The sequence below is a fragment of the Streptomyces cupreus genome (genome assembly GCF_014257025.1).
Classification (GTDB): Bacteria; Actinomycetota; Actinomycetes; order Streptomycetales; family Streptomycetaceae; genus Streptomyces; species Streptomyces cupreus.
Genome location: NZ_JACMSF010000007.1, coordinates 220,514 through 247,105, shown reverse-complemented (window position 1 = coordinate 247,105; position 26,592 = coordinate 220,514). Strand labels below are relative to the sequence as shown.

Below are 26,592 nucleotides of genomic sequence, written 5' to 3'. Positions count from 1 at the left end.
CTCCGATTCCCGGTCGGCGGGATTTGTCTTTCGGCCTCGCGGCCTTTCGACATTCACTACGTTAGCCGATTCCCCGGCAGACTCATAATCGAGTCTCTGCGCTTCCGAATTCAGGCATGCAGGCACGCCGAATTCGTCCCCGCTGAGGGAAGTCGTAGATAGTGGTTTGACCGCTCCGGCTGCTGGCGATTGCCGTACCCGGTTCAGCGGCTCGGGCTACGTTACGCGCCTCCCCTGGGGGAGTCAACTTCGGCGGCGCCTTGGAACATGGGCCCGATAGGGGCTCACCGTGGGGTCGTTGGCGATCCAGTAGCGCCAGGGATGGATGTCTCCATTGCCCCCATCTCCGGACACACCGGTGCGTGGACCGTTCCGCACCTGGTCAGAGGGGATCGGGGTGCCCTTGAGGATCCTCAGCGGGGTCTCGCCGGTGGCGCAGGCGTCCGTACCGTCAAGGGCTCGGTCGACACCCAGGGCGGTGGCGAGGCGGGCCGGGCCTTTGGCCAGTTCCTTGTCACTTCGGGCCGAGAGTCGACGTTTGCGGGCGAGTTCCGCGCCCTCGACGATCTCGCCGGCGCGCAGCAGAACCGCGCTCGCCGTGCCGTCGGGGCCGCACACCAGGTTCATGCAGTGCCACATGCCGTAGGTGAAGTAGACGTACACATGGCCGGGCGGACCGAACATCACGCCGTTGCGGGCCGTACGGCCGCGATAGGCGTGGGAGCCGGGGTCGCCAGGGCCGTCATAGGCCTCCACCTCTGTGAGGCGCAGGGAGATCGGACCGTCCGGGGTGGAGCGTACGAGGATGCGGCCCAGGAGGTCGGGAGCTACTTCGAGGACGGGGCGGTCGAAGAAGTTCCTGGGGAGCGGCGTACGGTCGGGGGTCGCGATCATGCCGTCCGAGGGTAGTGCAGACGGGTGGCGGTCACGGGGTGGTCAGGGGCCCGTCCGCTTGCAAGGGTGAGGGCGCGGAACCGGCCACTGCCGTATCGCGTTTGTAGGGATCAAGGATGCAGTCGTAGAGGGAGAGTCATGGGGTTCAAGAAGCTGCTCGCGAGTCTGGGGGCCGGTGGGGCTTCGGTCGAGACGGTGCTGACCGAGGTCAACGTCGTGCCGGGCGGCGTCGTCCAGGGCGAGGTGCGGATCCAGGGTGGTTCGGTCAACCAGCAGATCGAGGGGCTCTCGGTCGGGCTGCAGGCGAAGGTCGAGGTCGAGAGCGGCGAGGAGGAGTACAAGCAGGACGTCGAGTTCACCAAGGTGCGGCTCGGTGGTGCCTTCGAGCTCCAGGCCGAGACCGTGCACGCGGTGCCGTTCGGTCTTGAGATCCCGTGGGAGACGCCGATCACCACGATCGACGGGCAGACGCTGCGCGGGATGCACATCGGTGTGACCACCGAGCTGGAGATCGCGCGTGCGGTGGACTCCGGTGACCTGGACCCGATCAACGTGCACCCGCTGCCGGCTCAGAAGGCGATCCTGGACGCGTTCATCCAGCTGGGCTTCCGCTTCAAGAACGCGGACATGGAGCGTGGGCACATCCGCGGCACGCGCCAGAAGCTGCCGTTCTACCAGGAGATCGAGTTCTTCCCGCCGCAGCAGTACCGGGGCATCAACCAGGTCGAGCTGAGCTTCGTCGCGGACCAGAACGCGATGGACGTCGTCCTGGAGATGGACAAGAAGCCGGGTCTGTTCAGCGAGGGCAGCGACACCTTCCGGTCCTTCCAGGTGGGTCTGAACGACTTCCAGGGGACCGACTGGGCGGCGTACCTCAACCAGTGGCTGTCCGAGGTCGGCAGCAAGCGCAACTGGTTCTAGGCTCGGAATCCACTGACCGTTCCGATCAGGAGGTACCGAGGTGACCGAGCTCAAGAGGCGGCCGCTCCCCCATGACTTCCATCCGCCCGTGCCGTCGTTCACGGTCACGAGCGAGGACGTCTCGGAGGGCGCGACCCTCAAGGACGCTCAGGTCTACGCGGCCGGCAACACCTCGCCGCAGCTGCGATGGGAGGGCTTCCCGCCCGAGACCAGGAGTTTCGCCGTGACCTGCTACGACCCGGACGCCCCTACGGGCAGCGGGTTCTGGCACTGGGTCGTGTTCGACATCCCTGCCTCGGTGACCGAGCTGCCCGCGGGTGCGGGCAGCGGCACGTTCGAGGGGCTGCCCGAGGGTGCCGTACAGGCGCGTAACGACTACGGGTCGAAGGACTTCGGCGGTGCGGCGCCGCCCGCCGGGGACGGGCCGCACCGGTATGTGTTCACGGTGTACGCCGTGGACCAGGAGAAGCTCGGTCCGGACGCGGACGCGTCGCCGGCCGTCGTCGGTTTCAATCTGCGGTTCCACGCGCTGGCGCGCGCTCAGCTCATCGGTGAGTACGAGGTGCCCGCCGAAGCCTGACGTTCATTGAACGTTTGCCCGTCCCTGGTCTTGGAAGTGATCAGGGGCGGGCATTTTTTATTTCGTTGTCCATCTCGGCGTGCCCGGCCAGAGTTGATCCCAGCCCGCCAGGGGGTGGGCCGCTGCACATAGGAGGTGGGCTGGTCATGCGGGACACGCTGGTACTGAACGCGAGCTTCGAGCCGCTGTCGACGGTGACGTTGAACCGAGCCGTCGTTCTGGTGCTTCAGGACAAGGCCGTCGTTGAGCAGTCCCACCCCGAACTGCGTATGCGCGGAGCCGCGGTCGACATACCGGCGCCTCGGGTGATCCGGTTGTGCAGGTACGTGCGGGTGCCGTTCCGAAGACGAGCGCCGTGGTCGAGGCGGGGTGTGCTGGTCAGGGACCGGCACAGGTGCGCGTACTGCGGTCGTCGGGCGACGACCGTGGACCATGTGGTGCCGCGGTCGCAGGGTGGTCAGGACACCTGGCTGAACACGGTGGCCTCGTGCGCGGAGGACAACCACCGCAAGGCGAACCGGACTCCGGAGGAGGCGGGGATGCCATTGCTTCGGGAGCCGTTCGAGCCCACGCCTGCGGATGCGATGCTGTTGTCTTTGGGGGCGGAGGACTTCTCGGCGCTGCCTGACTGGTTGGCCCGGGACGCCGCGTAGGCGTCTGCCGAAGGTACGTCGGGGCCCGCCTTCTCAAGAAGGCGGGCCCTGTTGTCGTATCTAGTCGATCGACGGCTTCTCTCGGCGTTCCGTACCCGTGCCGCTGTTGCCTGTGTTGCCGCCGCCCGAACCGCCGCCCAGGGGGCCGAAGTTGCCCATGGCTCCGGAGAGGCCCTTGAGAGCGTCGCCGATTTCGCTGGGGACGATCCAGAGCTTGTTGGCGTCGCCCTCGGCGATCTTGGGGAGCATCTGGAGGTACTGGTAGCTGAGGAGCTTCTGGTCCGGGTCGCCGGCGTGGATCGCCTCGAAGACCGTACGGACCGCCTGGGCCTCGCCCTCCGCGCGCAGGGCCGCCGCCTTGGCCTCACCCTCGGCGCGCAGGATCTGGGACTGCTTCTCGCCCTCGGCGGTGAGGATCGCTGCCTGGCGCGTACCTTCGGCGGTGAGGATCGCGGCGCGCTTGTCTCGGTCGGCGCGCATCTGCTTCTCCATCGAGTCCTGGATGGAGGTGGGTGGTTCGATCGCCTTCAGTTCCACGCGGTTGACGCGGATGCCCCACTTGCCGGTTGCCTCGTCGAGGACGCCGCGCAGGGCCGCGTTGATCTCCTCGCGGGAGGTCAGGGTCCGCTCCAGGTCCATGCCGCCGATGATGTTGCGCAGCGTGGTGACCGTCAGCTGCTCGATCGCCTGGATGTAGCTGGCGACTTCATAGGTGGCGGCTCGGGCGTCCGTCACCTGGTAGTAGATGACGGTGTCGATGTTCACGACCAGGTTGTCCTGGGTGATCACCGGCTGGGGTGGGAAGGGTACGACCTGTTCGCGCAGGTCGATGCGGTTGCGGATGGTGTCAATGAACGGGACCACGATGTTGAGGCCCGCGTTGAGAGTCCGCGTGTAGCGGCCGAAGCGCTCGACGATGGCCGCGCTCGCCTGCGGGATGACCTGGATCGTCTTGATCAGGGCGATGAAGACCAACACCACCAGAATGATCAGGACGATGATGACCGGTTCCATCGTCGTTCCCCGTATCCCTTCTCCGCTGCGGCAACTTCGGCAGATCTTATGCTTGTTGAAGATCTTGCCGGTCGAGTCTGACAGACCGTCGTGTGCGTCGTGGGGTGTTCCCCCAGTTACGTCGTGCGAGGTCACATGACGATCGCCGTGGCGCCCTCGATGTCCACCACGTCGACTTCCTGGCCCACTTCGTAGGCCTGGCCGCTGTCGAGGGAGCGGGCCGACCAGATCTCCCCGGCGAGCTTGATCCGGCCGCCTGAGGCGTCCACCCGTTCCAGTACGACCGCCTGCTTGCCCTTCAACGCCTCGACCCCGGAGACGAGTTGGGGCCGTTGAGCCCGGTGCCGGGCGGCGAGGGGGCGTACGGCGAGGGTCAGGGCGACCGAGACGGCGGCGAACACGAGGACCTGGGCGACCACTCCGCCACCGAGTCCGGCCACGCCCGCGGCGGCCACAGCGCCGACGGCGAGCATGCCGAGTTCGGGCATCGCGGTCATCACGAGCGGGATTCCGAGCGCGGCCGCGCCGATGAGCCACCACACCCATGCGTCGATGTCGTTCACATGGTCATGGTAGGACCGCACAACCCGCCGCGGACAGGGCGCACTTCAGGTGGATCAGGACAGCGGCAGGCCCTGGGCGGTCCAGCGCTCGCCGTTCTGCTCGACGACGAGCGGGAGGCCGAAGCACATGGAGAGGTTGCGGGAGGTGAGTTCGAGCTCCAGCGGGCCGGCTGCGAGGACCTTCCCCTGACGGATCATCAGGACGTGGGTGAAGCCGGGGGCGATCTCCTCGACATGGTGGGTGACCATGATCATCGAGGGGGCGATGGGGTCGCGGGCGAGGCGGCCGAGGCGGCGTACGAGGTCCTCGCGGCCGCCGAGGTCGAGGCCGGCGGCGGGCTCGTCGAGGAGAAGCAGCTCGGGGTCGGTCATCAGGGCGCGGGCGATGAGGGTGCGCTTGCGCTCGCCCTCGGAGAGGGTGCCGAACTTCCGGTCGAGGTACTCGCTCATGCCGAGGCGGTCGAGGAAGGCGCGGGCGCGCTGCTCGTCGACCTCGTCGTAGTCCTCGTGCCAGGTCGCGGTCATGCCGTACGCGGCGGTGAGCACGGTCTCCAGGACGGTCTGGCGCTTGGGGAGCTTGTCGGCCATGGCGATGCCGGCCACGCCGATGCGGGGGCGCAGGTCGAAGACGTCGACCTTGCCGAGGGTGTCGCCGAGGATGGTGGCGGTGCCCTTGCTCGGGAAGAGGTAGCTGGACGCGACATTGAGGAGGGTGGTCTTGCCGGCGCCGTTGGGGCCGAGGATCACCCAGCGCTCGCCCTCCTTGACCGACCAGGAGACCTGGTCCACCAGAGCCCGGCCCTCACGGACCACGGATACGTCCTGAAGCTCCAGAACATCGCTCATGAGCGCGTTGTCTCCCCTTGCAGTGTGACCGGTCTCGGCGTCTCGGTGGTCGCGTGCGCTTATGGGCGCACCCCTCAACGAAATCTACGCCACCGGTCGGGCGCTTCATTCCATCGGTCCGGTCCTTAGGGTGGAGGCATGCTCTCGGAACCGCGTTCAGGACGCCTTGCCGCTTGGGGAAATGCCCTTTTGGCCGGACTAGTGTCGCCGGATGACTCTGTGCTCGCGATCGTCGGGGACGATGCCGTGCACCGGGTGGAAGGACTGCCGGGTGAGTCCGGGCCGGTCGGGCTCACCTTGGCGCTCGGGCGGTTGCGGGCGCTCGGGGTGGGCGGGTTGCGGGTCGCGTTGCCTGCGCCGGGGCATCCGCTGGGGTTGAGCGGGCCGCCGGAGTTCAATGCGCGGGCGTTGGAGGCCGAGGAGGCCGTGATCTGTCACGGGGTCGCGTTCGGGCTCGTGCCGGAGGTGTACGCGGCCGGGCCGGACGGTGATGTGCATGTCGAGGTGGTCTGGCATGTGCTGCCTGTGCGGGAGGCGCCGCCCGCGGATGTGCCGTCGCTCGGTGAGGCGGAGCGGGAACTTGCCGAGGCTCTGCGGGAGGCGACCGAGGTGTTGTCGCGCTTGGATGTCGCCGGGTCGGGGCCGGTGGCCGAGGCGGCGATCGAGGCGTATCGGGCTCGGGCCGAGCGGGGGCGGGAGGTGTTGGCGCCGGGGTATCCGCCTCGGGCGGTGCGGGTGCTGGAGCTGGCGCAGCGGGTGGGGATGCTGGTGTCGCTGGCCTCCGAGAACGGGCATGGCGCTGCGGTGACGTCCGGGGAGATGGCGGCGCGGGCCGCTGCGCTGCGGCCGGTGGAGCGGACGGCTCGGCGGGCGCAGGTGGCTGCGTACAACGCGTATGTGGAGGAGCGGGAGCGGGGGGCTCGGTGAGCGTGGGCTGCCGGTGACCGTCGGCTGGGGCTGACGTGGGGGTGGGCTTCGCTCACCCCCACTCGGCGGGGCGCCGCCTCCTTGGCAGCGGGCGCGGCCCAAGCGGCATGACTGCCCGCAGCTGCGACCAGACAACTGACCGGCCTCCCGGGAAGCCGGGAGGCCGGAGGTCGCTGGTTGCCTGACGGTGCGCAGGTCAGTGGTTGACGCCCAGGTTGCCGAAGGCCGGGTTCAGGACGCCGATGACGTTGACGCTGTTGCCGACGGCGTTGACCGGGATGTGTACCGGGGCCTGGACGACGTTGCCCGAGCCGACGCCCGGGGAGCCCACGGCGTTGCCGTCGGCATACGCGCCGCCGGAGGTGGCGGAGGCCATCCCGGCCCCGGCGGCGATCAGACCGCCGGCCACCATCGTCACGGCCGCTGCCTTCTTCAGGTTCTTCACTTCTGACCCCTCCTAGCGATTGCCACGGCAGTCGCCGCAGCACGCATGGAGAACGGTGGAGATCCATGAAGGATGCGCCATGCGTGAGACATTCCCACGACGGTATGAATCTCAGTCCGGAGCGGAACCCTCCGAATTGCCGAGCGGGCCGCCCCTATCCGGTCACACCGTGCCGTACCGCCCACAGCGCCGCCTGCGTCCGGTCCGCCAGATCGAGCTTCATCAGGATGTTCGACACATGGGTCTTCACCGTCTTCTCGGAGAGGACCAGCGCGCGGGCGATCTCCCGGTTGGAGCGGCCGTCCGCTATCAGGCCGAGCACCTCGCGCTCCCGCTCGGTCAGCGAACCCGCTCTGCCCTGGCCCGGGCCCGACTCCTCCTGGGACAGCAGGGCGCCGGCCACCTCGGGCTGGAGCAGGATGTGCCCGGCGTGGACGGAGCGGATGGCGCCGGCCAGGGCGTCCGGGTCGACGTCCTTGTAGACGTAACCGGCGGCTCCGGCGCGCAGGGCCGGGATCACCGTGCGCTGTTCGGTGAAGCTGGTGACGATGAGCACGCGCGCGGGGTTGTCCAGCTCGCGGAGCTTGCGCAGGGCGTCGACACCGTCCATGCCCGGCATCTTGACGTCCATGAGGACGACATCGGGCCGCAGTTCCTCGGCGCGGGCGACTCCCTCGGCCCCGTCGGCCGCCTCGCCCACGACCTCGATGTCGTCCTGTACTTCGAGGAACGTGCGCAGGCCCCGGCGGACGACCTGGTGGTCGTCGACGAGCAGCACCTTGATTGGGTCAGCCACCGGGGACCTCCATCTCGATCGTGGTGCCCTTGCCGGGCGCCGATTCCACGGTCAGTGTGCCGCCGACCCCGCTCGCCCGGTCCCGCATGGAGACCAGACCGAGATGGCGGCCCGCACGGCGTACGGTCTGCGGGTCGAAGCCGCTGCCGTTGTCCATGACCCGCAGCACGGCTCCGGTGCCGCAGCGGTGGAGGGTCACCTCGACGGCGTCCGCGCCGGAGTGGCGCAGGGCGTTGTGCAGGGCCTCCTGGGCGACCCGCAGCAGGGCCTCCTCGTGGGCCGCGGGCAGTGCCCGCACTCCGCGCCCTTCGAAGGTCACGCGCGCGCTGTGGGCGCGGTCGAGGACCTGGGCGTGGGTGCGCAGGGTGGCGACCAGGCCGTCCTCGTCGAGGGCGGCGGGGCGCAGCTCGACGACGGCGGCGCGCAGTTCGTCCGCGGCCTCCGCGGCGAGCGCGGCCACCTGTTGGAGCTCGCCCTTGGCGCGGGACGGGTCGCGGTCGACGAGGGCGGCTGCGGCCTGCGCGGTCAGGCGCAGGGAGAACAGTTTCTGGCTGACCGCGTCGTGCAGTTCATGGGCGAGGCGGGAGCGCTCCTCGGCGATCGTCAGTTCGCGGCTGCGCTCGTAGAGGCGGGCGTTGGTGAGCGCGATGGCCGCGTGCTGGGCCAGGATCGCGAGGAGTTCCTCGTCCTCCTCGGTGAAGCCGCAGGCGCCCTCTGGTTTCGTGCTCGGGGGGTGTGGGGGGTGTCCCCCCACAGAACGCAGCTTGTTCGCCAGGAACAGCGCGCCGATGATCTCGTCGCCGTCGCGGATCGGCAGGCCCAGGAAGTCGGACATGTCCGGGTGGGCGGACGGCCAGCCCTCGAAGCGGGGGTCCTTGCGGACGTCGGCAAGGCGCTCGGGCTTGGCCTCGTGCAGCATCGAGGCCAGGATGCCGTGCTGGCGCGGGAGCGGGCCGATGGCCTTCCACTGCTCGTCGCTGACGCCGTCGACCACGAACTGGGCGAAGCCGCCGTGGTCGTCCGGGACGCCGAGGGCGGCGTACTGCGCGTCGAGCAGCTCGCGGGCCGAGGCGACGATCGTCTTGAGGACGTCGCGCACCTCCAGATGCCTGCTCATGGCCAGCAGCGCGGAGCTCACCGCCGCCAGACCGGACCCTGGACCTTGATTCATGCCCTCACGGTACCGGCGGGGTGTGACAGCCCGGATCGGACCTGTGACCGCCACCGCCTGGGCCCGTGGGCCTAGGGCTGAGGTCCCCCGGCGCAGGGCCCCCGTCCGAAGGACCCGGCCGAAGGGACCCGGTGCGATGCGGCTCGCGGCCGAGGCGGGCGGGGTGGGGCCGTTCCTAGGTTGAAGGCACATCACATCTGGTGACGAGGGGACGTGTCATGCCGGTAGCGATCATCACGGGGGCCTCGAAGGGGCTGGGGCGGGCGCTGGCCGAGGCGCTGGCCGCGCGGGGCTGGGATCTGGTGCTCGACGCACGCTCCCAGGAGGTGCTGAGGGAGTCGGCGGCGGCCGTCTCCGTGCACGGCACGCGCGTGGAGGCGCTGCCCGGCGATGTCACGGACGCCGGGCACCGGGCCGCGCTGGTGGCGGCGGCCTGGAAGCTGGGCGGCGTCGATCTGCTGGTGCACAATGCGAGCGCGCTGGGCGCCGAGCCGCTCGTACGGCTTGAGGAGCTGCCCCTGGAGGGGCTGCGGCGGGCGCTTGAGGTGAACACGGTCGCCGCGCTCGGCCTGGTCCAGGAGGCGCTGCCGCTGCTGCGGGCGTCCGGGGCCGGCACGGTCGTCACGGTCAGCTCGGACGCGGCGGCCGAGGCGTACGAGACGTGGGGCGGCTACGGGGCGTCGAAGGCGGCCCTGGACCACTTGGCGGCGGTGCTCGGCGCGGAGGAGCCGGGGCTGCGGGTCTGGGCGGTGGACCCCGGGGACATGGCCACCGACCTGTACGCGGCGGCCGTACCGGATGACGACGATCCGCGGCCTGAGCCGGGGAGTGTGGTGCCGGCGTTTCTGTGGTTGCTGGACGAGCGGCCGGCGAGCGGGCGGTACAGGGCGCCTGCGCTGCTGGAGGGGCGGCGATGACGCTGACGATGGGGGTCCCCCCGCGCGAGCCCATTCGAGCGTGGGGGAAGGTGCCGGAGGAGTTGTCGGCGCGGGTGCCGGCCGAGCGGCGTGGGCCCGGGCTCGGGCGGGACTCCGTACGGCTACTGGTGTCGCGAGGGACGGAGGTGGCCCATCACGCGTTCCGGGAGCTGCCGGGGCTGCTGCGGGCCGGGGATCTGCTGGTGGTGAACACCTCGCCGACGCTGGCCGCAGCGGTGGACGGGGAGATGGGGCACGCGCGTGTGGTGGTGCACTTCTCCACGCGCGGGGACGACGGCCGGTGGGCGGTCGAGCTGCGGGATCCGGACGGGAAGGGCACCACGCGTGCGCGTGCGGGCGGGCCGGCCGGGGCGCGGGTGCAGCTGCCGGGCGGGGTGCGGCTGAGGTTCGAGGAACCGCTGAGCGCGGCCGGTGAGCGGCTGTGGTGGGCTCGTGCGTCCGGTCCCGGGGTGCTGGGGATGCTGCGGGAGTACGGGCGCCGATTCGTTACTCCTATACGGACCGCGATCAGCCGTTGTCCGCCTATCAGACGGTGTTCGCGCTGGAGTCGGCGGACGGGACGGGCAGTGCGGAGATGCCGAGTGCCGCGCGGCCCTTCACGGCGCGGATGGTGGCGGAGCTGGTGAGCCGGGGTGTGCAGTTCGCGCCCGTCACGCTGCACACCGGGGTGGCCTCGGCGGAGGCGCACGAGCCGCCGTATCCGGAGCGGTTCGCGGTGCCGGAGGCCTCGGCGCGGCTGATCAACGCGGTGCGGACCGGGGACGGGCGGGTGATCGCCGTGGGGACCACGGCCGTGCGGGCCGTCGAGTCGGCGGCCGGCGCGGACGGGGTCGTACGCGCGCGTGCGGGGTGGACGGATCTCGTGGTCACCCCGGAGCGCGGGGTGCGGACGGTGGACGGGCTGCTGACCGGGCTGCACGAGCCGGAGGCCTCGCATCTTCTGATGCTGGAGGCTGTCGCGGGGCGGGCGGCGATCGACCGTGGGTACGAGGAGGCACTGCGCGGGCGCTATCTGTGGCACGAGTTCGGGGACGTGCATCTCCTCCTTCCGGCGGAGAACCCTCACACAGAGCATTGCTTCAGCAACTGCCGGTGAGGCTGCGATCCGGTCGATGTGAGGCCCGGCATAGGACGCAGATCACGTACGAAGGGACATAGGAGATAAAGGGTCCCCGGGTGAGCGGGAAAGACGTTCCTGTCTGTCCCGATTTGCCCTTCCCTGATCCACTACCGGGGATCGTACGTCACACCTTTGCCTGGCCATTTTGCGGCCGCTAACAATGGCTGCCGTCGCTCAGCGCCGCGGGTTCCGCCCGCGGCGTTTGTGCCGGAAGCACCCGTGTCCCCACCGGACAGCGAGCGACCTCCGCGCTATTCGAAGAGGTCCACCTGCCATGCCCAAGAACTTCCTCTCCTCTGGTCGTCGTCGTGCGCTGACCAGGCAGCACAAGATCGCCGTCGCCGGTGTCGCCACGCTCGGCGCCGCCGCCCTCGCCTTCTCCGCGGTTCCGGGCAATGCGCAGACCACGACCACCGCCAAGCCCGCCGCCGCCCAGGTGGCCTACAGCTCCGAGCAGATCAAGGACGTCAAGGCCAGCGTCACCGACCAGCTCGCGAACGCCACCGTCAAGGCCGAGGCCATCGCGGCCAAGAAGAAGGCCGCCGCCAAGGCCGCCGCCGACGCCGCCGCGAAGAAGAAGGCGGAGGCCCAGAAGAAGGCCGCCGCCGAGGCCGCCGCCAAGAAGAAGGCCGAGCAGGCCCGCAAGGCCAAGGAGGCCGCGAGCCGCTCCGCCGCCCGCGCCCAGGTCAAGCCGGTGGCCGCGAAGAAGACCTACGCCAACAACCTTGACGGCTGGATCAAGGAGGCGCTGGACATCATGGACAAGCACAACATCCCGGGCACCTACAACGGTCTGTACCGCAACATCATGCGGGAGTCCTCGGGCAACCCGAACGCGATCAACAACTGGGACATCAACGCCCAGAACGGTGTTCCGTCGATCGGTCTGCTCCAGGTCATCAAGCCGACCTTCGACGCGTACCACGTCCCGGGCACCGCCTGGAGCCAGTACGACCCGGTCGCCAACCTGACCGCCGCCGCCAACTACGCGGCCGACCGGTACGGCTCGATCGACAACGTCAACAGCGCGTACTGAGGTCGGCGCGGACCTCGGTACGGAACGCCGAAGGGCGGCACCTCCTGACGGGTGCCGCCCTTCGGGGTCGTACGGGAGCTACTTGCGCATGACCTCGGGCTCGTGGCGGCGCAGGAAGCGGGCCACGAGGAAGCCGCAGATCACGCCGAGCACGATCAGGGCGATCATGTCGAGGCCGTAGGCGCCGACCGTGTGGTCCCACAGCGGGTCGGTGTCGCCCTTCTCCTTGGGCGGGCTGATGTTGTTGAAGTCGAGCGTGGCACCCGCGGCGGCGACCGCCCAGCGGGACGGCATCAGGTACGAGAACTCGTTGACGCCGGGGCTGCCGTGCAGGGCGAACAGACAGCCGGTGAAGACGACCTGGACGATCGCGAACATCACCAGCAGCGGCATGGTCTTCTCGGCGGTCTTCACCAGCGAGGAGATGACCAGGCCGAACATCATCGACGTGAAGCCCAGGCCCATGATCGGGATGGAGAGTTCCAGCAGCACGGCAGTCTTGCCCTCGCCGAGGATCAGGGCCTCGTCGGGGATGGTCCGGCTGGAGAAGCCGATGGCGCCGACCATCAGGCCCTGGAGCACGGTGATGGTGCCGAGCACGATCACCTTGGACATCAGGTACGCCGAGCGCGACAGACCGGTGGCCCGCTCCCGCTCGTAGATCACCCGTTCCTTGATCAGCTCACGGACGGAGTTGGCGGCGCCCGCGAAGCACGCCCCGACCGCGAGGATCAGCAGGACCGTGGTGGCCGTGCCGTTCGGGACGGGCAGCCCGGTCTGCTGGTTGATCGGCCTGACCAGCAGGTCCTTGTCCGGGTCGATCAGCAGGCTGACCGCGCCGAGCACGGCCGGCAGGATCACCGTCAGCGCCAGGAAGCCCTTGTCGGAGGCGATCACCGACACATAGCGGCGGACCAGGGTCAGCAGCTGCGAACCCCAGCCCTGCGGCTTGGGCGGCTTCATCGCCTGCATCGGCGGCATCTGTACGGACTGCGGAGCGATCGCGTCGATGTCGGCGGCGTACATCTGGTAGTGCTGCGAGCCCTTCCAGCGCCCGGCCCAGTCGTAGTCGCGGTAGTTCTCGAAGGCGGAGAAGACATCGGCCCAGGTGTCGTAGCCGAAGAAGTTCAGTGCCTCCTCGGGCGGGCCGAAGTAGGCGACCGCGCCGCCCGGCGCCATCACCAGGAGCTTGTCGCACAATGCCAGCTCGGCCACGGAGTGGGTGACGACGAGGACCGTACGGCCGTCGTCGGCGAGGCCGCGCAGCAGCTGCATGACATCGCGGTCCATGCCCGGGTCGAGGCCCGAGGTCGGCTCGTCCAGGAAGATCAGCGACGGCTTGGTGAGCAGCTCCAGGGCCACCGAGACACGCTTGCGCTGGCCGCCGGAGAGGGAGGTGACCTTCTTCTCCTTGTGGATGTCCAGCTTCAGCTCGCGCAGCACCTCGTCGATGCGGGCCTCGCGCTCCTGCGCCGTGGTGTCGGCGGGGAAGCGCAGCTTGGCCGCGTACTTGAGGGCCTTCTTGACGGTCAGCTCCTTGTGCAGGATGTCGTCCTGCGGGACCAGACCGATGCGCTGGCGCAACTCGGCGAACTGCTTGTAGAGGTTCCGGTTGTCGTAGAGGACATCGCCCTGGTTGGCGGGGCGGTAGCCGGTGAGCGCCTTGAGCAGGGTCGACTTGCCGGAGCCGGACGGGCCGATGACCGCGACGAGCGACTTCTCGGGGACGCCGAACGAGACGTCCTTGAGGATCTGCTTGCCGCCGTCGACCGTGACGGTCAGATGGCGGGCCGAGAAGGAGACCTCACCGGTGTCGACGAACTCCTCAAGACGGTCGCCGACGATCCGGAACGTGGAGTGGCCGACGCCGACGATGTCGGCGGGGCCGAGGAGTTGCGAACCGCCCTTGGGGATCGGCTGGCCGTTGACGTATGTGCCGTTGTGCGACCCCAGGTCGCGGATCTCCATACGGCCGTCGGGCGTCGAGTGGAACTCGGCGTGGTGCCGGGAGACCTGGAGGTCGGAGACGACCAGCTCGTTCTCCAGGGCACGGCCGATGCGCATCACGCGGCCGATGGCGAACTGGTGGAACGTGGTCGGGCTGCGGTCGCCGTAGACCGGCGGCGCCCCCGCGCCGACGCCGGGGCCCTGCTGCTGGGGGATATTGGGCGCGGCCTGCTGGGGCTGCTGCCAGCCGGCACCCGGGGCCTGCTGCTGCGGCGCCTGCTGGGCCCAGCCGGGGTTCGCGCCCTGGGCGGCGTACGGCTGTTGCTGGGGCTGCGCGACGGCGGCGGCGGTCAGGTTCAGGCGCGGTCCGTCGGTCGCGTTGCCCAGGTGCACCGACGAGCCGGGGCCGATCTCCATCTGGTGGATCCGCTGGCCCTGCACGAACGTGCCGTTGGTGGAGCCGTGGTCCTCGATGGCCCAACTGCGGCCGCTCCAGCTGATCGTGGCGTGCCGCCAGGAGACCCTGGCGTCGTCCAGCACGATGTCACCCTGCGGATCGCGGCCGAGGGTGTATGTCCTGGACGGATCGAGCGTCCAGGTTTGTCCGTTCAATTCCAGTACGAGTTCCGGCACTCCATGCCCCACTGAGTAGTCCCCCGAGTAACGCCCCATCACAGGGAGTCTAGGGATGTCGAACATCGTCGGGAACTATTTCAGGCTCGGCCCCCTGACCGAAAGTCGGGCCTTGTGAAGACCACGCGCACACACATCGACTGGTTCCGTTGACGGGGTTGAAACCGGCCCGGAGAGTGGTAATCCACGCGAGGGGGACATGCGCGGCGAGCTCGCCGCACCGCGGATCGGGGGGTCTGCCATGAGCGCGTCCAGGAACGTCGAGAGCGCGAAGGTGCCATGGGTGGACGTCCTGCTGTCCGCGATCGCCGCGGTGAGCTGGGCGCTGATCGGCATGGCGGGCACGGCCGCACTGGGCCTGCATCTGCTGGAGGCGGACGCGGCGGGCTCTTTGGGCCCGATGACCGCGGCGGCTGTGGCGCTCGGGGCTGGTGGTTCGGTGACACCGTCGGGCGATGTGTCCGCGTTCGGTCTGACGGGCGCGGAGGCGACCACCGCCATCGAGATCACGCCACTGGGCGTGAGCCTGGTCGGCGCGCTGCTGCTGTCGTGGTTCTTCCTACGGTCGTTGCGCGCGGCGGGAGTTGTGATCGCACCGGCCGAACTCGCCGCGCGCGCGGGCGCGGTGGTCGCGCTGTTCGTGGCGATGCTGGGCGGTCTCGCCTGGGCCGGGCACGACGTCATCACCTTCGACGGGAGCGCGCTCGGGCTCGACGATCTGCCCGGCGGCGGGGGCGGGGGCGGTGTGGAGATTCCCGGGCTCGGTGACGTCGGGGACATCGGTGGGCTGCTGCCCGACCAGATCGGCGACCTGATCGACGCCGAGGCGAAGGTCGGCTTCACGGTCGACACGGCACCGACGCTGCTTGGCGGGATGTGCTGGTCGGCAGGAATCCTGCTGATCGCGCTGCTGGCCTCGCGGCGCACTCCCCTGCCGGCCGGCTGGGCCGCCCTGCACCGAGTGGTGCGGCCCGCCGTGTCCGCCCTGGTCGGGGTGCTGCTGATGGCGGTCCTCGCGGGGTTCGCGGCGGCGGCGTACGCGCTGATCGGCGACGACAACCCGAAGCGGATCGCGGGCGCCGCGCTGCTCGGGGCGTCGAACGGGGTGTGGCTGGGCATCCCGATCGGCCTGTTCGTGCCGTGGGACGGCGAGGCCTCGGGCCCGCTGACGCGGTTCCTGCCCGACCCGGTCGACGATCTCCTGGTCGACTCCGACCGGGCCGTGACGCTGGGGCGGCTGGCGGAGCTGGATGGACGGGTGTGGCTGCTGGGGGTCGCGGCGGCGATGGCGATGCTGCTGGCCGGGGTGCTCACGGCGGTCCGGACACCGGTGGGTGCCGTGCCCGGTGAGCGCGCGGACGTGGCTTCCGGTTCGGTAGGCGTACGTGGTTCCGGCGCCCTCGGATTCGCCGGGCGGTGCGCGCTGCGGCTGGGCATTGTGACCGCGCTGGCGCTGCCGCTGCTGGGGTGGCTGACGGAGGTGTCCGTGGACGCGTCCCTGGCGGTGTTCGGAGTGGACGCGTTCGGGGCGGGCATCGAGCTGCACGGGCAGCTGGGGATGGCACTGCTGCTCGGGGCGCTGTGGGGGGCGGGTGCGGGGGCGGCCGGGGCGCTGCTCGCACGGGCCACGGGGGCGGCGGGGCAGCGGGCGGCGCCGTTGGCACTCGGTGACGTGGCGGTGGGGGGTGCGGGGGCTGCCCGGTCGGCGGTCGGGCCACCCGGGCAGGCGGTCGGGTCCGGGCCGTACGTGCCCGGTACGCCGTACCGGCCGCCGAATCCCGACACCAATCCGTATCTCCGGGTGCCCGAGGAGCTGCGGGAGCCGGAGGACGCGCGGCCGCAGGAGTCGTCGTCCGATGATCCGGACCACAGCGGCGACGACGTCTACGGCGCTCCCACCGTGGCCCGGCCGATGGGCCCGCCACCGCGGTCGTCGCGCTGGTCCGGCCGAGGGCGGCCCGGGGACCGGGCCCCGAAGGAGCGGGGCGAGGGACCGCCCCCGCCTCCACCCCCGCCACCGCCCGCACCGCCGCGGACGCCCAACGGGCGCGACTGAAGGGCGACGGGTTCCCACCGTGGTCCGGCCGATCGGCCCGCCACCGCGGTCGGCGCGCTGGTCCGGCCGAGGGCGGCCCGGAGACCGGGCCCCGAAGGGACGGGGCAAGGAACCACCGCCGCCTCCACCTCCGCCACCTCCCGCGCCGCCGCGGCGGCCCAAGGGGCCCGGCTGAGGGGTGCGGGACACGGGGAACGGCCGAGACTTGATCGCCGCGTAAGGCGTGGGCCACCGGGTCGACACCCAGTGTTCCCTGTCCGCTAGGCGGACCAGCGGGGCGCAAGGCACTCGGTGCCGGATACGGTGGAAGCACCATGAGCGCTTCGCAGACCTCCGACGTCCCCACCCTTCTCGTCAAGATCTTCGGGAAGGACAGGCCGGGCATCACGGCCGGACTCTTCGACACCCTCGCCGCCTACTCCGTCGACGTGGTCGACATCGAGCAGGTCGTCACCCGTGGCCGGATCGTCCTGTGCGCGCTCGTGACCGAGCCGCCCCGCGGTCTCGAAGGGGATCTGCGGGCCACCGTCCACAGTTGGGCGGAGTCCATGAAGATGCAGGCCGAGATCATCTCCGGGCTCGGCGACAACCGCCCGCGCGGGCTCGGCCGCTCCCTGGTCACCGTGCTCGGGCATCCGCTCACCGCGAAGGCCACGTCCGCCATCGCCGCAAAGATCACCCACGCCGGCGGCAACATCGACCGTATCTTCCGGCTCGCCAAGTACCCCGTGACGGCCGTCGAGTTCGCGGTGTCCGGGGTGGAGACCGAGCCGCTGCGCACCGCTCTGGTGACCGACGCGGCGAAGCTCGGTGTCGATGTCGCGGTGGTCGCCGCTGGCCTGCACCGGCGGGCGCAGCGCCTGGTCGTGATGGACGTGGACTCCACGCTGATCCAGGACGAGGTGATCGAGCTCTTCGCCGCGCACGCGGGCTGCGAGAACGAGGTCGCCGAGGTGACAGCGGCGGCGATGCGCGGGGAGCTGGACTTCGAACAGTCGCTGCACGCGCGCGTGGCGCTTCTGGAGGGGCTCGACGCCTCGGTCGTGGACAAGGTGCGCAGCGAGGTACGGCTGACGCCGGGCGCGCGCACCCTGATCCGTACGCTGAAGCGGCTCGGCTACCAAGTCGGCGTCGTCTCCGGCGGTTTCACCCAGGTCACGGACGATCTGAAGGAGCGGCTCGGGCTGGACTTCGCCCAGGCCAACACCCTGGAGATCGTCGACGGCAAGCTGACCGGCAAGGTCACCGGCGAGATCGTGGACCGCGCGGGCAAGGCGCGGCTGCTGCGCCGCTTCGCCGCCGAGGCGGGCGTACCGCTGGCGCAGACGGTGGCGATCGGTGACGGCGCCAACGATCTGGACATGCTGAACGCGGCCGGTCTTGGGGTCGCCTTCAACGCCAAGCCGGTGGTGCGGGAGGCCGCGCACACCGCGGTGAACGTGCCGTTCCTCGACACGGTGCTCTATCTGCTGGGCGTCACCCGCGAAGAGGTCGAGGCCGCGGACATGCACGACGATGAGGACTGAGCCCTCGGCACGCTGAGCCTTCGGCAGGACCGAGCCCTCGGCACGCCGAAAAGGGGCCCGGCGTCGGGCCCCTTTCACGCGGAATGGGTCACTCCGACGGCGCCCAGTAGTCGAGCAGCTTGGCCACGCCCGGTTCCAGAGCCTTCCAGGAGCCGGTGAAGGTCAGCACCGCGAAGGCGGCGGCCGGGAAGCCGCGGCGGCTCATCCGGCTGCGGGCGTCCTCCTCGGCCGAGCCGGGCAGGACGTCGGCGAGGCCCTGGACACCCGGGTTGTGGCCGATGAGGACGGCGCTGCGCACTTCGTCCGGGGTCTCGTTGAGCACGGCGATCAGCTCGCCGGGCGAGGCCTCGTAGATCCGCTCCTCGTAGACGGTTTTCGGCCGATGCGGGAACTCCTGGACGGCGAGCTTCCAGGTCTCGCGGGTCCGGGTCGCGGTGGAGCACAGGGCCAGATCGAAGGGGACACCGGTGTCGGCGAGCTTGCGTCCGGCGACGGCGGCGTCCATACGCCCCCGATCGGCGAGCGGCCGCTCATGGTCGGTCACCTGTGGCCAGTCGGCTTTCGCATGCCGGAAGAGGACAATCCTGCGGGGTTCAGCGACGCTCATGCGTCCCAGCTTCGCATGAAACACGCCATGGGGCTCAGGGAGTTGACCGGTGGCCGCATCGCTGCTCAGCGAGCCATCAGCTGCTGCACGCGCTCGAAGAGCTGGGTGATCGCGGGGTCGGCGCTCGCGGCGTGCGCCTCGGCCGGGTCGAGTATCAGCACCAGCAGGGTGCCGAAGGCGAGCACGGGCAGGGCGAGGGCCCACCACGGCAGCCGGATGTCGACGCCACCCCGGCGTGCCGGGTGGGGCGGGGTGTGCGTAGGGGCCGACATGGGTGCCTCCGCGGGTCTTCGAGTGGCCGGGAACCTGCTGCGTGGTCCGCGTCTCGCGGTCACAACACGAAGCTACGGAATCCGCGGCCCTCAACCCATCCGGTGATCCACCCAGTTGACCCTGACACTCGCCCCCTAGGGGATGGTGGGGCTAGCCCCACCATCGGCGTGAGCCGGGCCCCTCGGTCACGGCGAGGCGATCGTCGCGATGATAGCGATGATCACGAAGATGGCGAAGAACGAGCCGAAGACGAGGAGCATCTTCTTCTGGCCGTTCTGCGGGTTCGGGTCGAGCACTGGCGACATACGGCAAGTCTCGCACCCGCCGCCCGGAGGCGGCCCTCCGGGGTACGGCTCAGCGGGCGGCCTCGTCCTCGACCGTGCGATTGCGTCCCGCGAGGACGCCTACCGCCATCTGCGGGATCATCAGGGCGGTCATCAGGGCGATCGGCAGCCCCCAGCCGCCGCTGTGCTGGTAGAGCACGCCGACCAGGAGCGGGCCCGGGATGGAGATCAGATAGCCGGTGCTCTGCGCGAAGGCCGACAGCTGGACGACGCCCGCGCCGGTCCTGGCCCGCATCCCGACCATGGTCAGGGCCAGCGGGAAGGCGCAGTTGGAGACGCCGAGCAGCAGGGCCCAGGCCCAGGCGCCGGCGGCGGGCACGAAGTACAGCCCGGCGTATCCGACAAGGCCGCAGACGCCGAGCGCGAGGGCGATGGGGCCCTGGTGCGGCAGGCGGGTGGCGACGCGCGGGATGACGAAGGCCAGGGGCACGCCCATCACCATGGTGACGGCCAGCAACAGCCCGGCGGTGCTCGCGGGCACGCCCGCGTCCTGGAAGATCTGCGCCATCCAGCCCATCGTGATGTAGGCGGCGGTGGCCTGGAGCCCGAAGAACACCGCGAGCGCCCAGGCGGTACGGCTGCGTGTGATCCGCAGCGCGGGCGCATCCTCACGCGCGGGCGCCTGCTCGGCCGACTTCGGCCGCCGGTCCCGTACGAACGGGATCCACGGCAGTACGGCCGCCGCGGCCAGGCCCGCCCACACCGCGAGCCCGGACTGCCAGTTCCCGCCGAGCGCGTCCGTCATCGGCACGGTGACGGCCGCCGCGGTCGAGGTGCCGAGGGCGAGGGCCATCGAGTACAGGCCGGTCATGGAGCCGACGCGGTCGGGGAACCAGCGCTTGACGATGACCGGCATCAGGACGTTGCTGACCGCGATGCCCATCAGGGCGAGGGCGCTGGCGGCCAGAAAGCCGGGCGTGCCGCCCGCGTAGGGGCGGATCAGCAGCCCTGCCGTGATCGCGACCATGCCCGCGCAGACGACGGCACCGGGGCCGAAGCGACGGGCGAGACGGGGTGCCATGACGCCGAAGACGGCGAAGCAGAGCGGGGGTACGGAGGTGAGCAGCCCGGCCACGCTGCCGCTCATGCCGAGGCCGTCGCGGACCTCTTCCAGGAGGGCGCCGAGGCTGGTGATGGCGGGGCGGAGGTTCAGCGCGGCCAGCACGATGCCGAGGACGATCAGGCGCGTCGTCCACGCGCGCGTGGACGACACCGGGGGCTCGTCGGTCACCCGGGCCGGGCTGCGTACGGTCGTGGGATTCGTCGTCCGGGTTTCCTCGCTCACCATGAGGCCCATCATAGAATCATGGGATGAATGATTGTCCATCCCCCGGCTTCGTCCGGCCGCCCCTCCCGTGCGAAGGTGTGCCATGCCCCTGAGCCAGCAACGCCGTTCCGCGCTGTCCGAACAGGTCATCGCCGCGCTGCGGAACCAGATCACCTCGGGCGAGTGGCCGGTCGGCTCCCGTATCCCGACCGAGCCGGAGCTGGTCGAGCAGCTGGGCGTCGCCCGCAACACGGTCCGCGAGGCCGTCCGCGCCCTCGCCCACAACGGCCTGCTGGACATCCGCCAGGGGTCGGGCACCTATGTCGTGGCGACCAGCGAGCTGGCCGGGGTGATGCACCGCCGCTTCGCCGACGCCGACCCGCGGCACATCGCCGAGCTGCGCTCCACGCTGGAGTCGGGCGCCGCGAAGCTGGCCGCCGAGCGGCGCACCGAGAGGGACCTCAAGCAGCTGGACGCGCTGCTGGTACGGCGTGAGGAGGCCTGGGCGTCGGGCGACGCGGAGGCGTTCGTGGCGGCCGACGCCACCTTCCATCTCGCGGTGGTGGCCGCGTCCCACAACGACGCCATGACGGCGATGTACGCGGACCTGGGCGAGGTACTGCGGGACTGGCTGCGCGAGGACGTCGGCGAGGAGCTGACTCCGGAGACGTACATGGACCACACCCGACTGCTGGACGCGATCCGCGCGGGCGACGCGACGACCGCAGCCGAGGAGGCGGCCGGCTATCCGTTCCAGTGCCGCCCGGGAAAGTTCACGGCTTCTGGTGGCTGACCCACACCGAGCGGACCTCCTTCCAGCAGCGCCCGGTGAGCCGTACGGTCGCCGCCGGGCCGGTGTCGATCGGGGAGCTGTCGGTGTCGAGGTCCCACCACCGGCTGCACTCGATGTGCAGGCGTACGCGGTCCGCGTCGGCGTAGGGGTTGTGGCAGTAGGCGATCACTTGGGAGCCCTGCACGCGGGTGCGGCACTCGGAGCCGAACGGCTCCGCCACGCGTGCGTGCGGTGCAGCCCCGTACGGCAGGGACATCACAAGGGCGACGGCGACGGTCACTGGGGCGAGGCTGCGGGACAGTCGCACAAGGGGGACCTCCTCGGCCGTGCTGGGGAGGGAACGCGTGGTGAACGCGTAATCCAGAGTGCGCAGTTACCGTGCCGCTCCGCCCGATCGGATAGGCCGAACGAGCGACGCCCGACAGACACGCCGAGGGCCCCGCACCGGCCAGGTGCGAGGCCCTCGTGGTCAGCCGAGGCCGAGCGGCGGCGTCACGCGCCGATGGCGTGCAGGCCGCCGTCGACGTGGACGATCTCGCCCGTGGTCTTCGGGAACCAGTCGCTCAGCAGGGCGACGATGCCCTTGCCGGCCGGCTCCGGGTCCTTCAGGTCCCACTCCAGCGGGGAGCGGCTGTCCCACACGGCGGCCAGGTCGCTGAAGCCGGGGATGGACTTGGCGGCCATGGAGCCGATCGGACCCGCGGAGATGAGGTTGCAGCGGATGTTCTGCTTGCCCAGGTCACGCGCGAGGTAGCGGCTGGTGGCCTCCAGGGCGGCCTTGGCCGGGCCCATCCAGTCGTACTGCGGCCAGGCGTACTGGGCGTCGAAGGTGAGGCCGACGACCGAGCCGCCGTTCTGCATCAGCGGCAGGCAGGCCATGGTCAGCGACTTCAGGGAGTACGCCGAGACGTGCATGGCCGTGGCGACCGACTCGAACGGCGTGTTCAGGAAGTTGCCGCCGAGGGCGTCCTGCGGGGCGAAGCCGATGGAGTGCACGACGCCGTCGAGGCCGCCGAGCTCCTCGCCGACGATGTCGGCGAGCCGGGCAAGGTGCTCGTCGTTGGTGACGTCGAGCTCGATGACCTTGGTGGGCTTGGGGAGCTTCTTGGCGATGCGCTCGGTCAGCGTGGGCCGCGGGAAGGCGGTGAGAATGATCTCGGCGCCCTGCTCCTGGGCCAGCTTGGCGGCGTGGAAGGCGATGGAGGACTCCATCAGCACACCGGTGATCAGGACGCGCTTGCCTTCGAGAATTCCGCTCATGGTGATCAGTGACCCATTCCCAGTCCGCCGTCAACGGGGATGACGGCTCCAGTGATGTACGAGGCGTCGTCCGAGGCGAGGAACCGCACCGTCGCGGCGATCTCCTCCGGCTGCGCGTACCTGCCGAGCGGGACCTGCGACACGATGTTCGCGCGCTGCTCGTCGGTGAGCACCTTGGTCATGTCGGTGTCCACGAAACCGGGCGCGACGACGTTGAAAGTGATGTTGCGCGAACCCAGCTCACGGGCGAGGGAACGCGCGAAGCCGACGAGCGCGGCCTTGGAGGCGGAGTAGTTCGCCTGACCCGCGGAGCCGAGCAGCCCGACCACGGACGAGATCAGCACGACGCGGCCCTTCTTGGCCCGCAGCATGCCCCGGTTGGCGCGCTTGACGACGCGGAAGGTGCCCGTGAGGTTGGTGTCGACGACCGAGGTGAAGTCCTCCTCGGACATGCGCATCAGGAGCTGGTCCTTGGTCATGCCCGCGTTGGCGACGAGGACCTCGACCGGGCCGTGCTCGGCCTCGATCTCCTTGTAGGCCTGCTCCACCTGCTCGCTGTCGGTGATGTCGCACTTGACGGCGAGGAAGCCGGCCGGCGGCTCACCCGAGCGGTATGTGATGGCGACCTTGTCGCCGGCGTCGGCGAATGCGCGGGCGATGGCGAGGCCGATGCCCCGGTTGCCTCCGGTGACGAGAACCGAGCGGCTCAACGGATCACCCTTTCGATAGCGGTCTGACACACCCGCCCGAACACCTGGATGACAGGCGGCTTCCCCGAAAACCTATCGGTCCCGGGGCTCGCGGGGAGAAGCGGGCACCGACAGTGGCGCGTGGGAGTCACTGTCGGATCCCTACAGAACCGAACCGGCCGCAGACGGCAAACGTGTGGTCCCAGGACCGGCCCTCGCGACATGATCGGAGCGACCACGGTAACGGCGACAGGAAGAGACCCAGGTGCCCCATACCATCGACGAGTCCTTCACGGCACTACCCCTACGCGCCCTGGCGGACGCCGCGCTGGCATGCGCGCGTGCGCTCGGCGCCGAGCACGCGGACTTCCGGTTCGAGCGGGTGCGCAGCGCGTCCTGGCGGCTCAGGGACGCCAGGCTCGCGGGCTCCTCGGACACCACGGACCTCGGGTACGCGGTGCGCGTCGTGCACGGCGGGACCTGGGGTTTCGCCTCGGGCGTGGATCTGACCATGGACGCCGTCGCCAAGGTCGCCTCGCAGGCGGTGGCGATGGCGAAGCTGTCGGCCCAGGTGATCAAGGCGGCCGGGTCGGACGAGCTGGTTGAGCTGGCCGACGAGCCGGTGCACGCCGAGAAGACGTGGGTCTCGTCGTACGAGATCGACCCGTTCACCGTGCCCGACGAGGAGAAGTCGGGGCTGCTCGCCGAGTGGAGCTCTCGGCTGCTGGCGGCGGACGGGGTGAACCATGTCGACGCCTCCCTGCTCACCGTGCACGAGAACAAGTTCTACGCCGACACCGCCGGGACCGTGACCACCCAGCAGCGGGTGCGGCTGCATCCCTCGCTGACGGCCGTGTCGGTCGACGAGTCCAGCGGCGAGTTCGACTCGATGCGCACCATCGCGCCGCCCGTCGGACGCGGCTGGGAGTACCTGAAGGGCACCGGCTGGGACTGGGAGAGCGAGCTTGCCCGGATCCCCGAGCTGCTCGCCGAGAAGATGCGCGCGCCGAGCGTCGAGGCGGGCGTGTACGACCTGGTCGTCGACCCGTCCAACCTGTGGCTGACCATTCACGAGTCCATCGGGCACGCCACCGAGCTGGACCGGGCGCTCGGCTACGAGGCCGCCTACGCCGGCACCTCCTTCGCCACCTTCGACCAGATCGGCAAGCTCAAGTACGGCTCCGAGCTGATGAACGTCACCGGTGACCGCACCGCCGAGCACGGCCTCGCCACCATCGGCTACGACGACGAGGGCGTCGAGGGCCAGACCTGGGACCTGGTCAAGGACGGCACCCTGGTCGGCTACCAGCTGGACCGGCGAATCGCGAAGCTGACCGGGTTCGAGCGGTCCAACGGCTGCGCGTACGCCGACTCCCCCGGCCATGTGCCGGTGCAGCGCATGGCCAACGTCTCGCTCCGGCCCGACCCGGCCGGGATGTCCACCGAGGATCTCATCGGCGGCGTCGACCGCGGGATCTACGTCGTCGGGGACCGCTCCTGGTCCATCGACATGCAGCGCTACAACTTCCAGTTCACCGGCCAGCGCTTCTTCCGGATCGAGAACGGCCGCATCACCGGCCAGCTGCGGGACGTCGCCTACCAGGCGACCACCACCGATTTCTGGGGCTCCATGGCGGCCGTCGGCGGTCCGGGGACCTACGTCCTGGGCGGCGCCTTCAACTGCGGCAAGGCCCAGCCGGGCCAGGTGGCCGCGGTGTCGCACGGCTGCCCGTCGGCCCTCTTCCGGGGCGTCAACATCCTCAACACCACGCAGGAGGCCGGTCGATGAGCGTCGAGTCCAGGCTCGGCTGGGGGTCCGGGGGTTATCCCCCGGGAAAGCACAGTCTCAACACCACGCAGGAGGCCGGTCGATGAACAAGCCGCAAGAGATCGTCGAGCGGGCCCTGGAGCTGTCGCGCGCGGACGGCTGTGTCGTCATCGCCGACGAGCAGTCCACCGCCAATCTGCGCTGGGCGGGCAACGCGTTGACCACCAACGGCGTCACGCGCGGGCGCACGCTCACGGTCGTCGCCATCGTCGACGGCATGGAGGGCACCGCCTCCGGAGTGGTCTCCCGCTCCGCGGTGACCGCCGAGGAGCTGGAGCCCCTGGTGCGGGCCGCCGAGGCCGCCGCGCGCGGTGCCGGGCCCGCCGAGGACGCGCAGCCGCTGGTCACCGACGTACCGGCGTCGCCGGACTTCACGGACGCGCCGGCCGAGACCTCCTCCGCGGTCTTCGCCGACTTCGCCCCGGCCCTCGGCGAGGCCTTCGCACGCGCGCGTGCCGGCGGACGCGAGCTGTACGGCTTCGCCAACCACGAGCTGGTCTCGTCCTACGTCGGTACGTCGACAGGGCTGCGCCTGCGCCATGACCAGCCGAACGGGACGCTGGAGCTGAACGCCAAATCCCCGGACCGCACCCGCTCGGCCTGGGCCGGCCGCTCCACTCGCGACTTCAAGGACGTCGACCCGGCGGCGCTCGATGCCGAACTGGCCGTACGCCTCGGCTGGGCCGAGCGAAAGGTCGCGCTGCCCGCCGGGCGGTACGAGACGCTGCTGCCGCCGACCGCCGTCGCGGATCTGCTGATCTACCAGATGTGGTCGGCGTCGGGCCGGGACGCGGTCGAGGGGCGCACGGTGTTCTCCAAGCCCGGCGGCGGCACCCGGGTCGGCGACAAGCTGACCGAGCTGCCGCTGACCCTGCGCAGCGATCCGAACGAGCCGGGTCTGGAGGCGGCGCCCTTCGTGCTGGCGCACTCCTCCGGGGGCGACTCGTCGGTGTTCGACAACGGGCTGCCGCTCACGGCCACCGAGTGGATCCACGAGGGCGAGCTGCGGCATCTGCTGACCAGCCGGCACAGCGCGGGCCTGACCGGACTGCCGGTGGCGCCGGGCATCGACAACCTGATCCTGGACGGCGGCGGCGCCCGCTCCCTGGAGGAGATGGTGGCCGACACGGACCATGGTGGGCCCTGCCTGCTGCTGACCTGCCTGTGGTACATCCGCGAGGTCGACCCGGCAACGCTGCTGCTCACGGGCCTTACCCGGGACGGTGTGTACCTGGTGGAGAACGGCGAGGTGACCGGCGAGGTGAACAACTTCCGGTTCAACGAGTCGCCGGTGGACCTGCTGGGCCGGGCCACCGAGGCCGGGCGCACGGAAAAGACGCTGCCCAGGGAGTGGAGCGACTGGTTCACTAGGGCTGCGATGCCGGCGCTGAGGGTGCCGGACTTCAATATGAGCTCTGTCAGTCAGGGCGTATAACCTCGTACCTGACCCAGAGCACTCCTAAGG

Annotated in this window: 25 protein-coding genes and 2 pseudogenes; 12 read left to right on the top strand and 15 right to left on the bottom strand. The window is 70.3% G+C overall.

Features of this window, described 5'->3' with window-relative positions; genetic code table 11:
- Positions 1 to 243: 243 nt before the first annotated feature.
- Positions 244 to 894 (bottom strand): DNA-3-methyladenine glycosylase, encoded by a 651-nt coding sequence (locus H4N64_RS09765; protein ID WP_186281791.1) that lies wholly within the window; start codon positions 892 to 894, stop codon positions 244 to 246.
- Positions 895 to 1,032: 138 nt separating this feature from the next.
- On the opposite strand from H4N64_RS09765, the gene H4N64_RS09760 reads away from it, so the two are divergent.
- From H4N64_RS09760 to H4N64_RS09750, 3 genes are all read left to right on the top strand, one after another.
- Positions 1,033 to 1,815: a sporulation protein gene (locus H4N64_RS09760; protein ID WP_186281790.1), complete on the top strand. Its 783-nt coding sequence runs from the start codon at positions 1,033 to 1,035 to the stop codon at positions 1,813 to 1,815.
- Positions 1,816 to 1,855: 40 nt separating this feature from the next.
- Entirely contained in the window at positions 1,856 to 2,395 is a 540-nt protein-coding gene (locus tag H4N64_RS09755) for a YbhB/YbcL family Raf kinase inhibitor-like protein (protein ID WP_186281789.1), read from the top strand.
- 146 nt (positions 2,396 to 2,541) lie between these two features.
- Positions 2,542 to 3,048, top strand: a complete 507-nt coding sequence (locus tag H4N64_RS09750) for an HNH endonuclease (protein WP_186281788.1) — start codon at positions 2,542 to 2,544, stop codon at positions 3,046 to 3,048.
- A gap of 60 nt (positions 3,049 to 3,108) precedes the next feature.
- Here the strand turns inward: H4N64_RS09750 and H4N64_RS09745 are convergent, their stop codons facing one another.
- The 3 genes and pseudogenes from H4N64_RS09745 to H4N64_RS09735 form a co-directional block, all read right to left on the bottom strand.
- A complete protein-coding gene (locus tag H4N64_RS09745) occupies positions 3,109 to 4,062 on the bottom strand; it encodes an SPFH domain-containing protein (protein ID WP_186281787.1) in 954 nt (317 codons plus the stop codon).
- A 131-nt stretch (positions 4,063 to 4,193) separates the two neighbouring features.
- The gene (locus H4N64_RS09740; RefSeq protein WP_186281786.1) at positions 4,194 to 4,625 is read right to left on the bottom strand and encodes an NfeD family protein; all 432 of its coding nucleotides are present in this window, start codon (positions 4,623 to 4,625) and stop codon (positions 4,194 to 4,196) included.
- 321 nt (positions 4,626 to 4,946) lie between these two features.
- Positions 4,947 to 5,471: pseudogene (locus H4N64_RS09735) on the bottom strand (ABC transporter ATP-binding protein); the annotation flags it as partial.
- 138 nt (positions 5,472 to 5,609) lie between these two features.
- Here H4N64_RS09735 and H4N64_RS09730 point away from each other — a divergent pair.
- Complete coding sequence (locus tag H4N64_RS09730; RefSeq protein WP_186281784.1) at positions 5,610 to 6,398, top strand: hypothetical protein; 789 nt, start codon at positions 5,610 to 5,612, stop codon at positions 6,396 to 6,398.
- Positions 6,399 to 6,594: 196 nt separating this feature from the next.
- On the opposite strand, the gene chpE is transcribed toward H4N64_RS09730, so the two are convergent.
- The 3 genes from chpE to H4N64_RS09715 form a co-directional block, all read right to left on the bottom strand.
- A complete protein-coding gene (gene chpE, locus H4N64_RS09725; protein WP_186281783.1) occupies positions 6,595 to 6,843 on the bottom strand; it encodes a chaplin ChpE in 249 nt (82 codons plus the stop codon).
- 154 nt (positions 6,844 to 6,997) lie between these two features.
- Positions 6,998 to 7,639, bottom strand: a complete 642-nt coding sequence (locus tag H4N64_RS09720; RefSeq protein WP_186281782.1) for a response regulator — start codon at positions 7,637 to 7,639, stop codon at positions 6,998 to 7,000.
- Positions 7,632 to 8,810 carry a GAF domain-containing sensor histidine kinase gene (locus tag H4N64_RS09715; protein WP_186281781.1) on the bottom strand — a complete coding sequence of 393 codons (1,179 nt, stop codon included), beginning with the start codon at positions 8,808 to 8,810 and terminating at the stop codon, positions 7,632 to 7,634. The genes H4N64_RS09720 and H4N64_RS09715 overlap by 8 nt, the downstream gene beginning before the upstream one ends.
- A gap of 218 nt (positions 8,811 to 9,028) precedes the next feature.
- On the opposite strand from H4N64_RS09715, the gene H4N64_RS09710 reads away from it, so the two are divergent.
- From H4N64_RS09710 to H4N64_RS09700, 3 genes and pseudogenes are all read left to right on the top strand, one after another.
- Positions 9,029 to 9,727: an SDR family NAD(P)-dependent oxidoreductase gene (locus tag H4N64_RS09710; RefSeq protein WP_186281780.1), complete on the top strand. Its 699-nt coding sequence runs from the start codon at positions 9,029 to 9,031 to the stop codon at positions 9,725 to 9,727.
- A pseudogene (locus tag H4N64_RS09705) lies at positions 9,724 to 10,844 on the top strand (S-adenosylmethionine:tRNA ribosyltransferase-isomerase). Before H4N64_RS09710 ends, H4N64_RS09705 begins: the two are co-directional and overlap by 4 nt.
- Positions 10,845 to 11,142: 298 nt before the next feature.
- Entirely contained in the window at positions 11,143 to 11,904 is a 762-nt protein-coding gene (locus tag H4N64_RS09700) for a transglycosylase SLT domain-containing protein (RefSeq protein WP_186281779.1), read from the top strand.
- Between the two features lie 78 nt (positions 11,905 to 11,982).
- Here H4N64_RS09700 and H4N64_RS09695 read toward each other — a convergent pair whose 3' ends face one another.
- On the bottom strand, positions 11,983 to 14,523 hold the full coding sequence (locus H4N64_RS09695) for an ABC transporter ATP-binding protein/permease (protein ID WP_222108726.1): 2,541 nt from the start codon (positions 14,521 to 14,523) through the stop codon (positions 11,983 to 11,985).
- 202 nt (positions 14,524 to 14,725) lie between these two features.
- Here H4N64_RS09695 and H4N64_RS09690 point away from each other — a divergent pair, with 202 nt between their 5' ends.
- On the top strand, positions 14,726 to 16,540 hold the full coding sequence (locus H4N64_RS09690; protein ID WP_186281778.1) for a streptophobe family protein: 1,815 nt from the start codon (positions 14,726 to 14,728) through the stop codon (positions 16,538 to 16,540).
- Between the two features lie 314 nt (positions 16,541 to 16,854).
- Complete coding sequence (serB, locus tag H4N64_RS09685) at positions 16,855 to 18,066, top strand: phosphoserine phosphatase SerB (RefSeq protein ID WP_186281777.1); 1,212 nt, start codon at positions 16,855 to 16,857, stop codon at positions 18,064 to 18,066.
- A gap of 88 nt (positions 18,067 to 18,154) precedes the next feature.
- Here the strand turns inward: serB and H4N64_RS09680 are convergent, their stop codons facing one another.
- The 4 genes from H4N64_RS09680 to H4N64_RS09670 all read right to left on the bottom strand — a co-directional run bounded on the left by H4N64_RS09680 (position 18,155) and on the right by H4N64_RS09670 (position 20,590).
- Positions 18,155 to 18,673: a SixA phosphatase family protein gene (locus H4N64_RS09680; protein WP_186281776.1), complete on the bottom strand. Its 519-nt coding sequence runs from the start codon at positions 18,671 to 18,673 to the stop codon at positions 18,155 to 18,157.
- 65 nt (positions 18,674 to 18,738) lie between these two features.
- Positions 18,739 to 18,945, bottom strand: coding sequence for a hypothetical protein (locus tag H4N64_RS09675; RefSeq protein ID WP_186281775.1), 207 nt, complete (start codon positions 18,943 to 18,945; stop codon positions 18,739 to 18,741).
- A gap of 186 nt (positions 18,946 to 19,131) precedes the next feature.
- Positions 19,132 to 19,251: an SGM_5486 family transporter-associated protein gene (locus H4N64_RS44915; protein WP_260859621.1), complete on the bottom strand. Its 120-nt coding sequence runs from the start codon at positions 19,249 to 19,251 to the stop codon at positions 19,132 to 19,134.
- Between the two features lie 49 nt (positions 19,252 to 19,300).
- A complete protein-coding gene (locus H4N64_RS09670; protein WP_186281774.1) occupies positions 19,301 to 20,590 on the bottom strand; it encodes a CynX/NimT family MFS transporter in 1,290 nt (429 codons plus the stop codon).
- 70 nt (positions 20,591 to 20,660) lie between these two features.
- Here H4N64_RS09670 and H4N64_RS09665 point away from each other — a divergent pair, with 70 nt between their 5' ends.
- Positions 20,661 to 21,350 carry a FadR/GntR family transcriptional regulator gene (locus H4N64_RS09665; protein ID WP_186281773.1) on the top strand — a complete coding sequence of 230 codons (690 nt, stop codon included), beginning with the start codon at positions 20,661 to 20,663 and terminating at the stop codon, positions 21,348 to 21,350.
- Here the strand turns inward: H4N64_RS09665 and H4N64_RS09660 are convergent.
- The 3 genes from H4N64_RS09660 to fabG form a co-directional block, all read right to left on the bottom strand.
- Complete coding sequence (locus tag H4N64_RS09660; protein WP_186281772.1) at positions 21,331 to 21,657, bottom strand: hypothetical protein; 327 nt, start codon at positions 21,655 to 21,657, stop codon at positions 21,331 to 21,333. The two genes, H4N64_RS09665 and H4N64_RS09660, sit on opposite strands and share 20 nt — an antisense overlap.
- Before the next feature lie 185 nt (positions 21,658 to 21,842).
- Positions 21,843 to 22,610, bottom strand: coding sequence for an enoyl-ACP reductase FabI (gene fabI / locus H4N64_RS09655; RefSeq protein ID WP_186281771.1), 768 nt, complete (start codon positions 22,608 to 22,610; stop codon positions 21,843 to 21,845).
- A 5-nt stretch (positions 22,611 to 22,615) separates the two neighbouring features.
- Positions 22,616 to 23,320, bottom strand: coding sequence for a 3-oxoacyl-[acyl-carrier-protein] reductase (fabG, locus tag H4N64_RS09650; RefSeq protein WP_186281770.1), 705 nt, complete (start codon positions 23,318 to 23,320; stop codon positions 22,616 to 22,618).
- Between the two features lie 244 nt (positions 23,321 to 23,564).
- On the opposite strand from fabG, the gene H4N64_RS09645 reads away from it, so the two are divergent.
- Together H4N64_RS09645 and H4N64_RS09640 are read left to right on the top strand one after the other, a co-directional pair.
- A complete protein-coding gene (locus H4N64_RS09645; RefSeq protein WP_186281769.1) occupies positions 23,565 to 25,088 on the top strand; it encodes a metallopeptidase TldD-related protein in 1,524 nt (507 codons plus the stop codon).
- Positions 25,089 to 25,170: 82 nt separating this feature from the next.
- Entirely contained in the window at positions 25,171 to 26,562 is a 1,392-nt protein-coding gene (locus tag H4N64_RS09640; protein ID WP_186281768.1) for a metallopeptidase TldD-related protein, read from the top strand.
- The last annotated feature ends 30 nt before the right edge of the window (positions 26,563 to 26,592 follow it).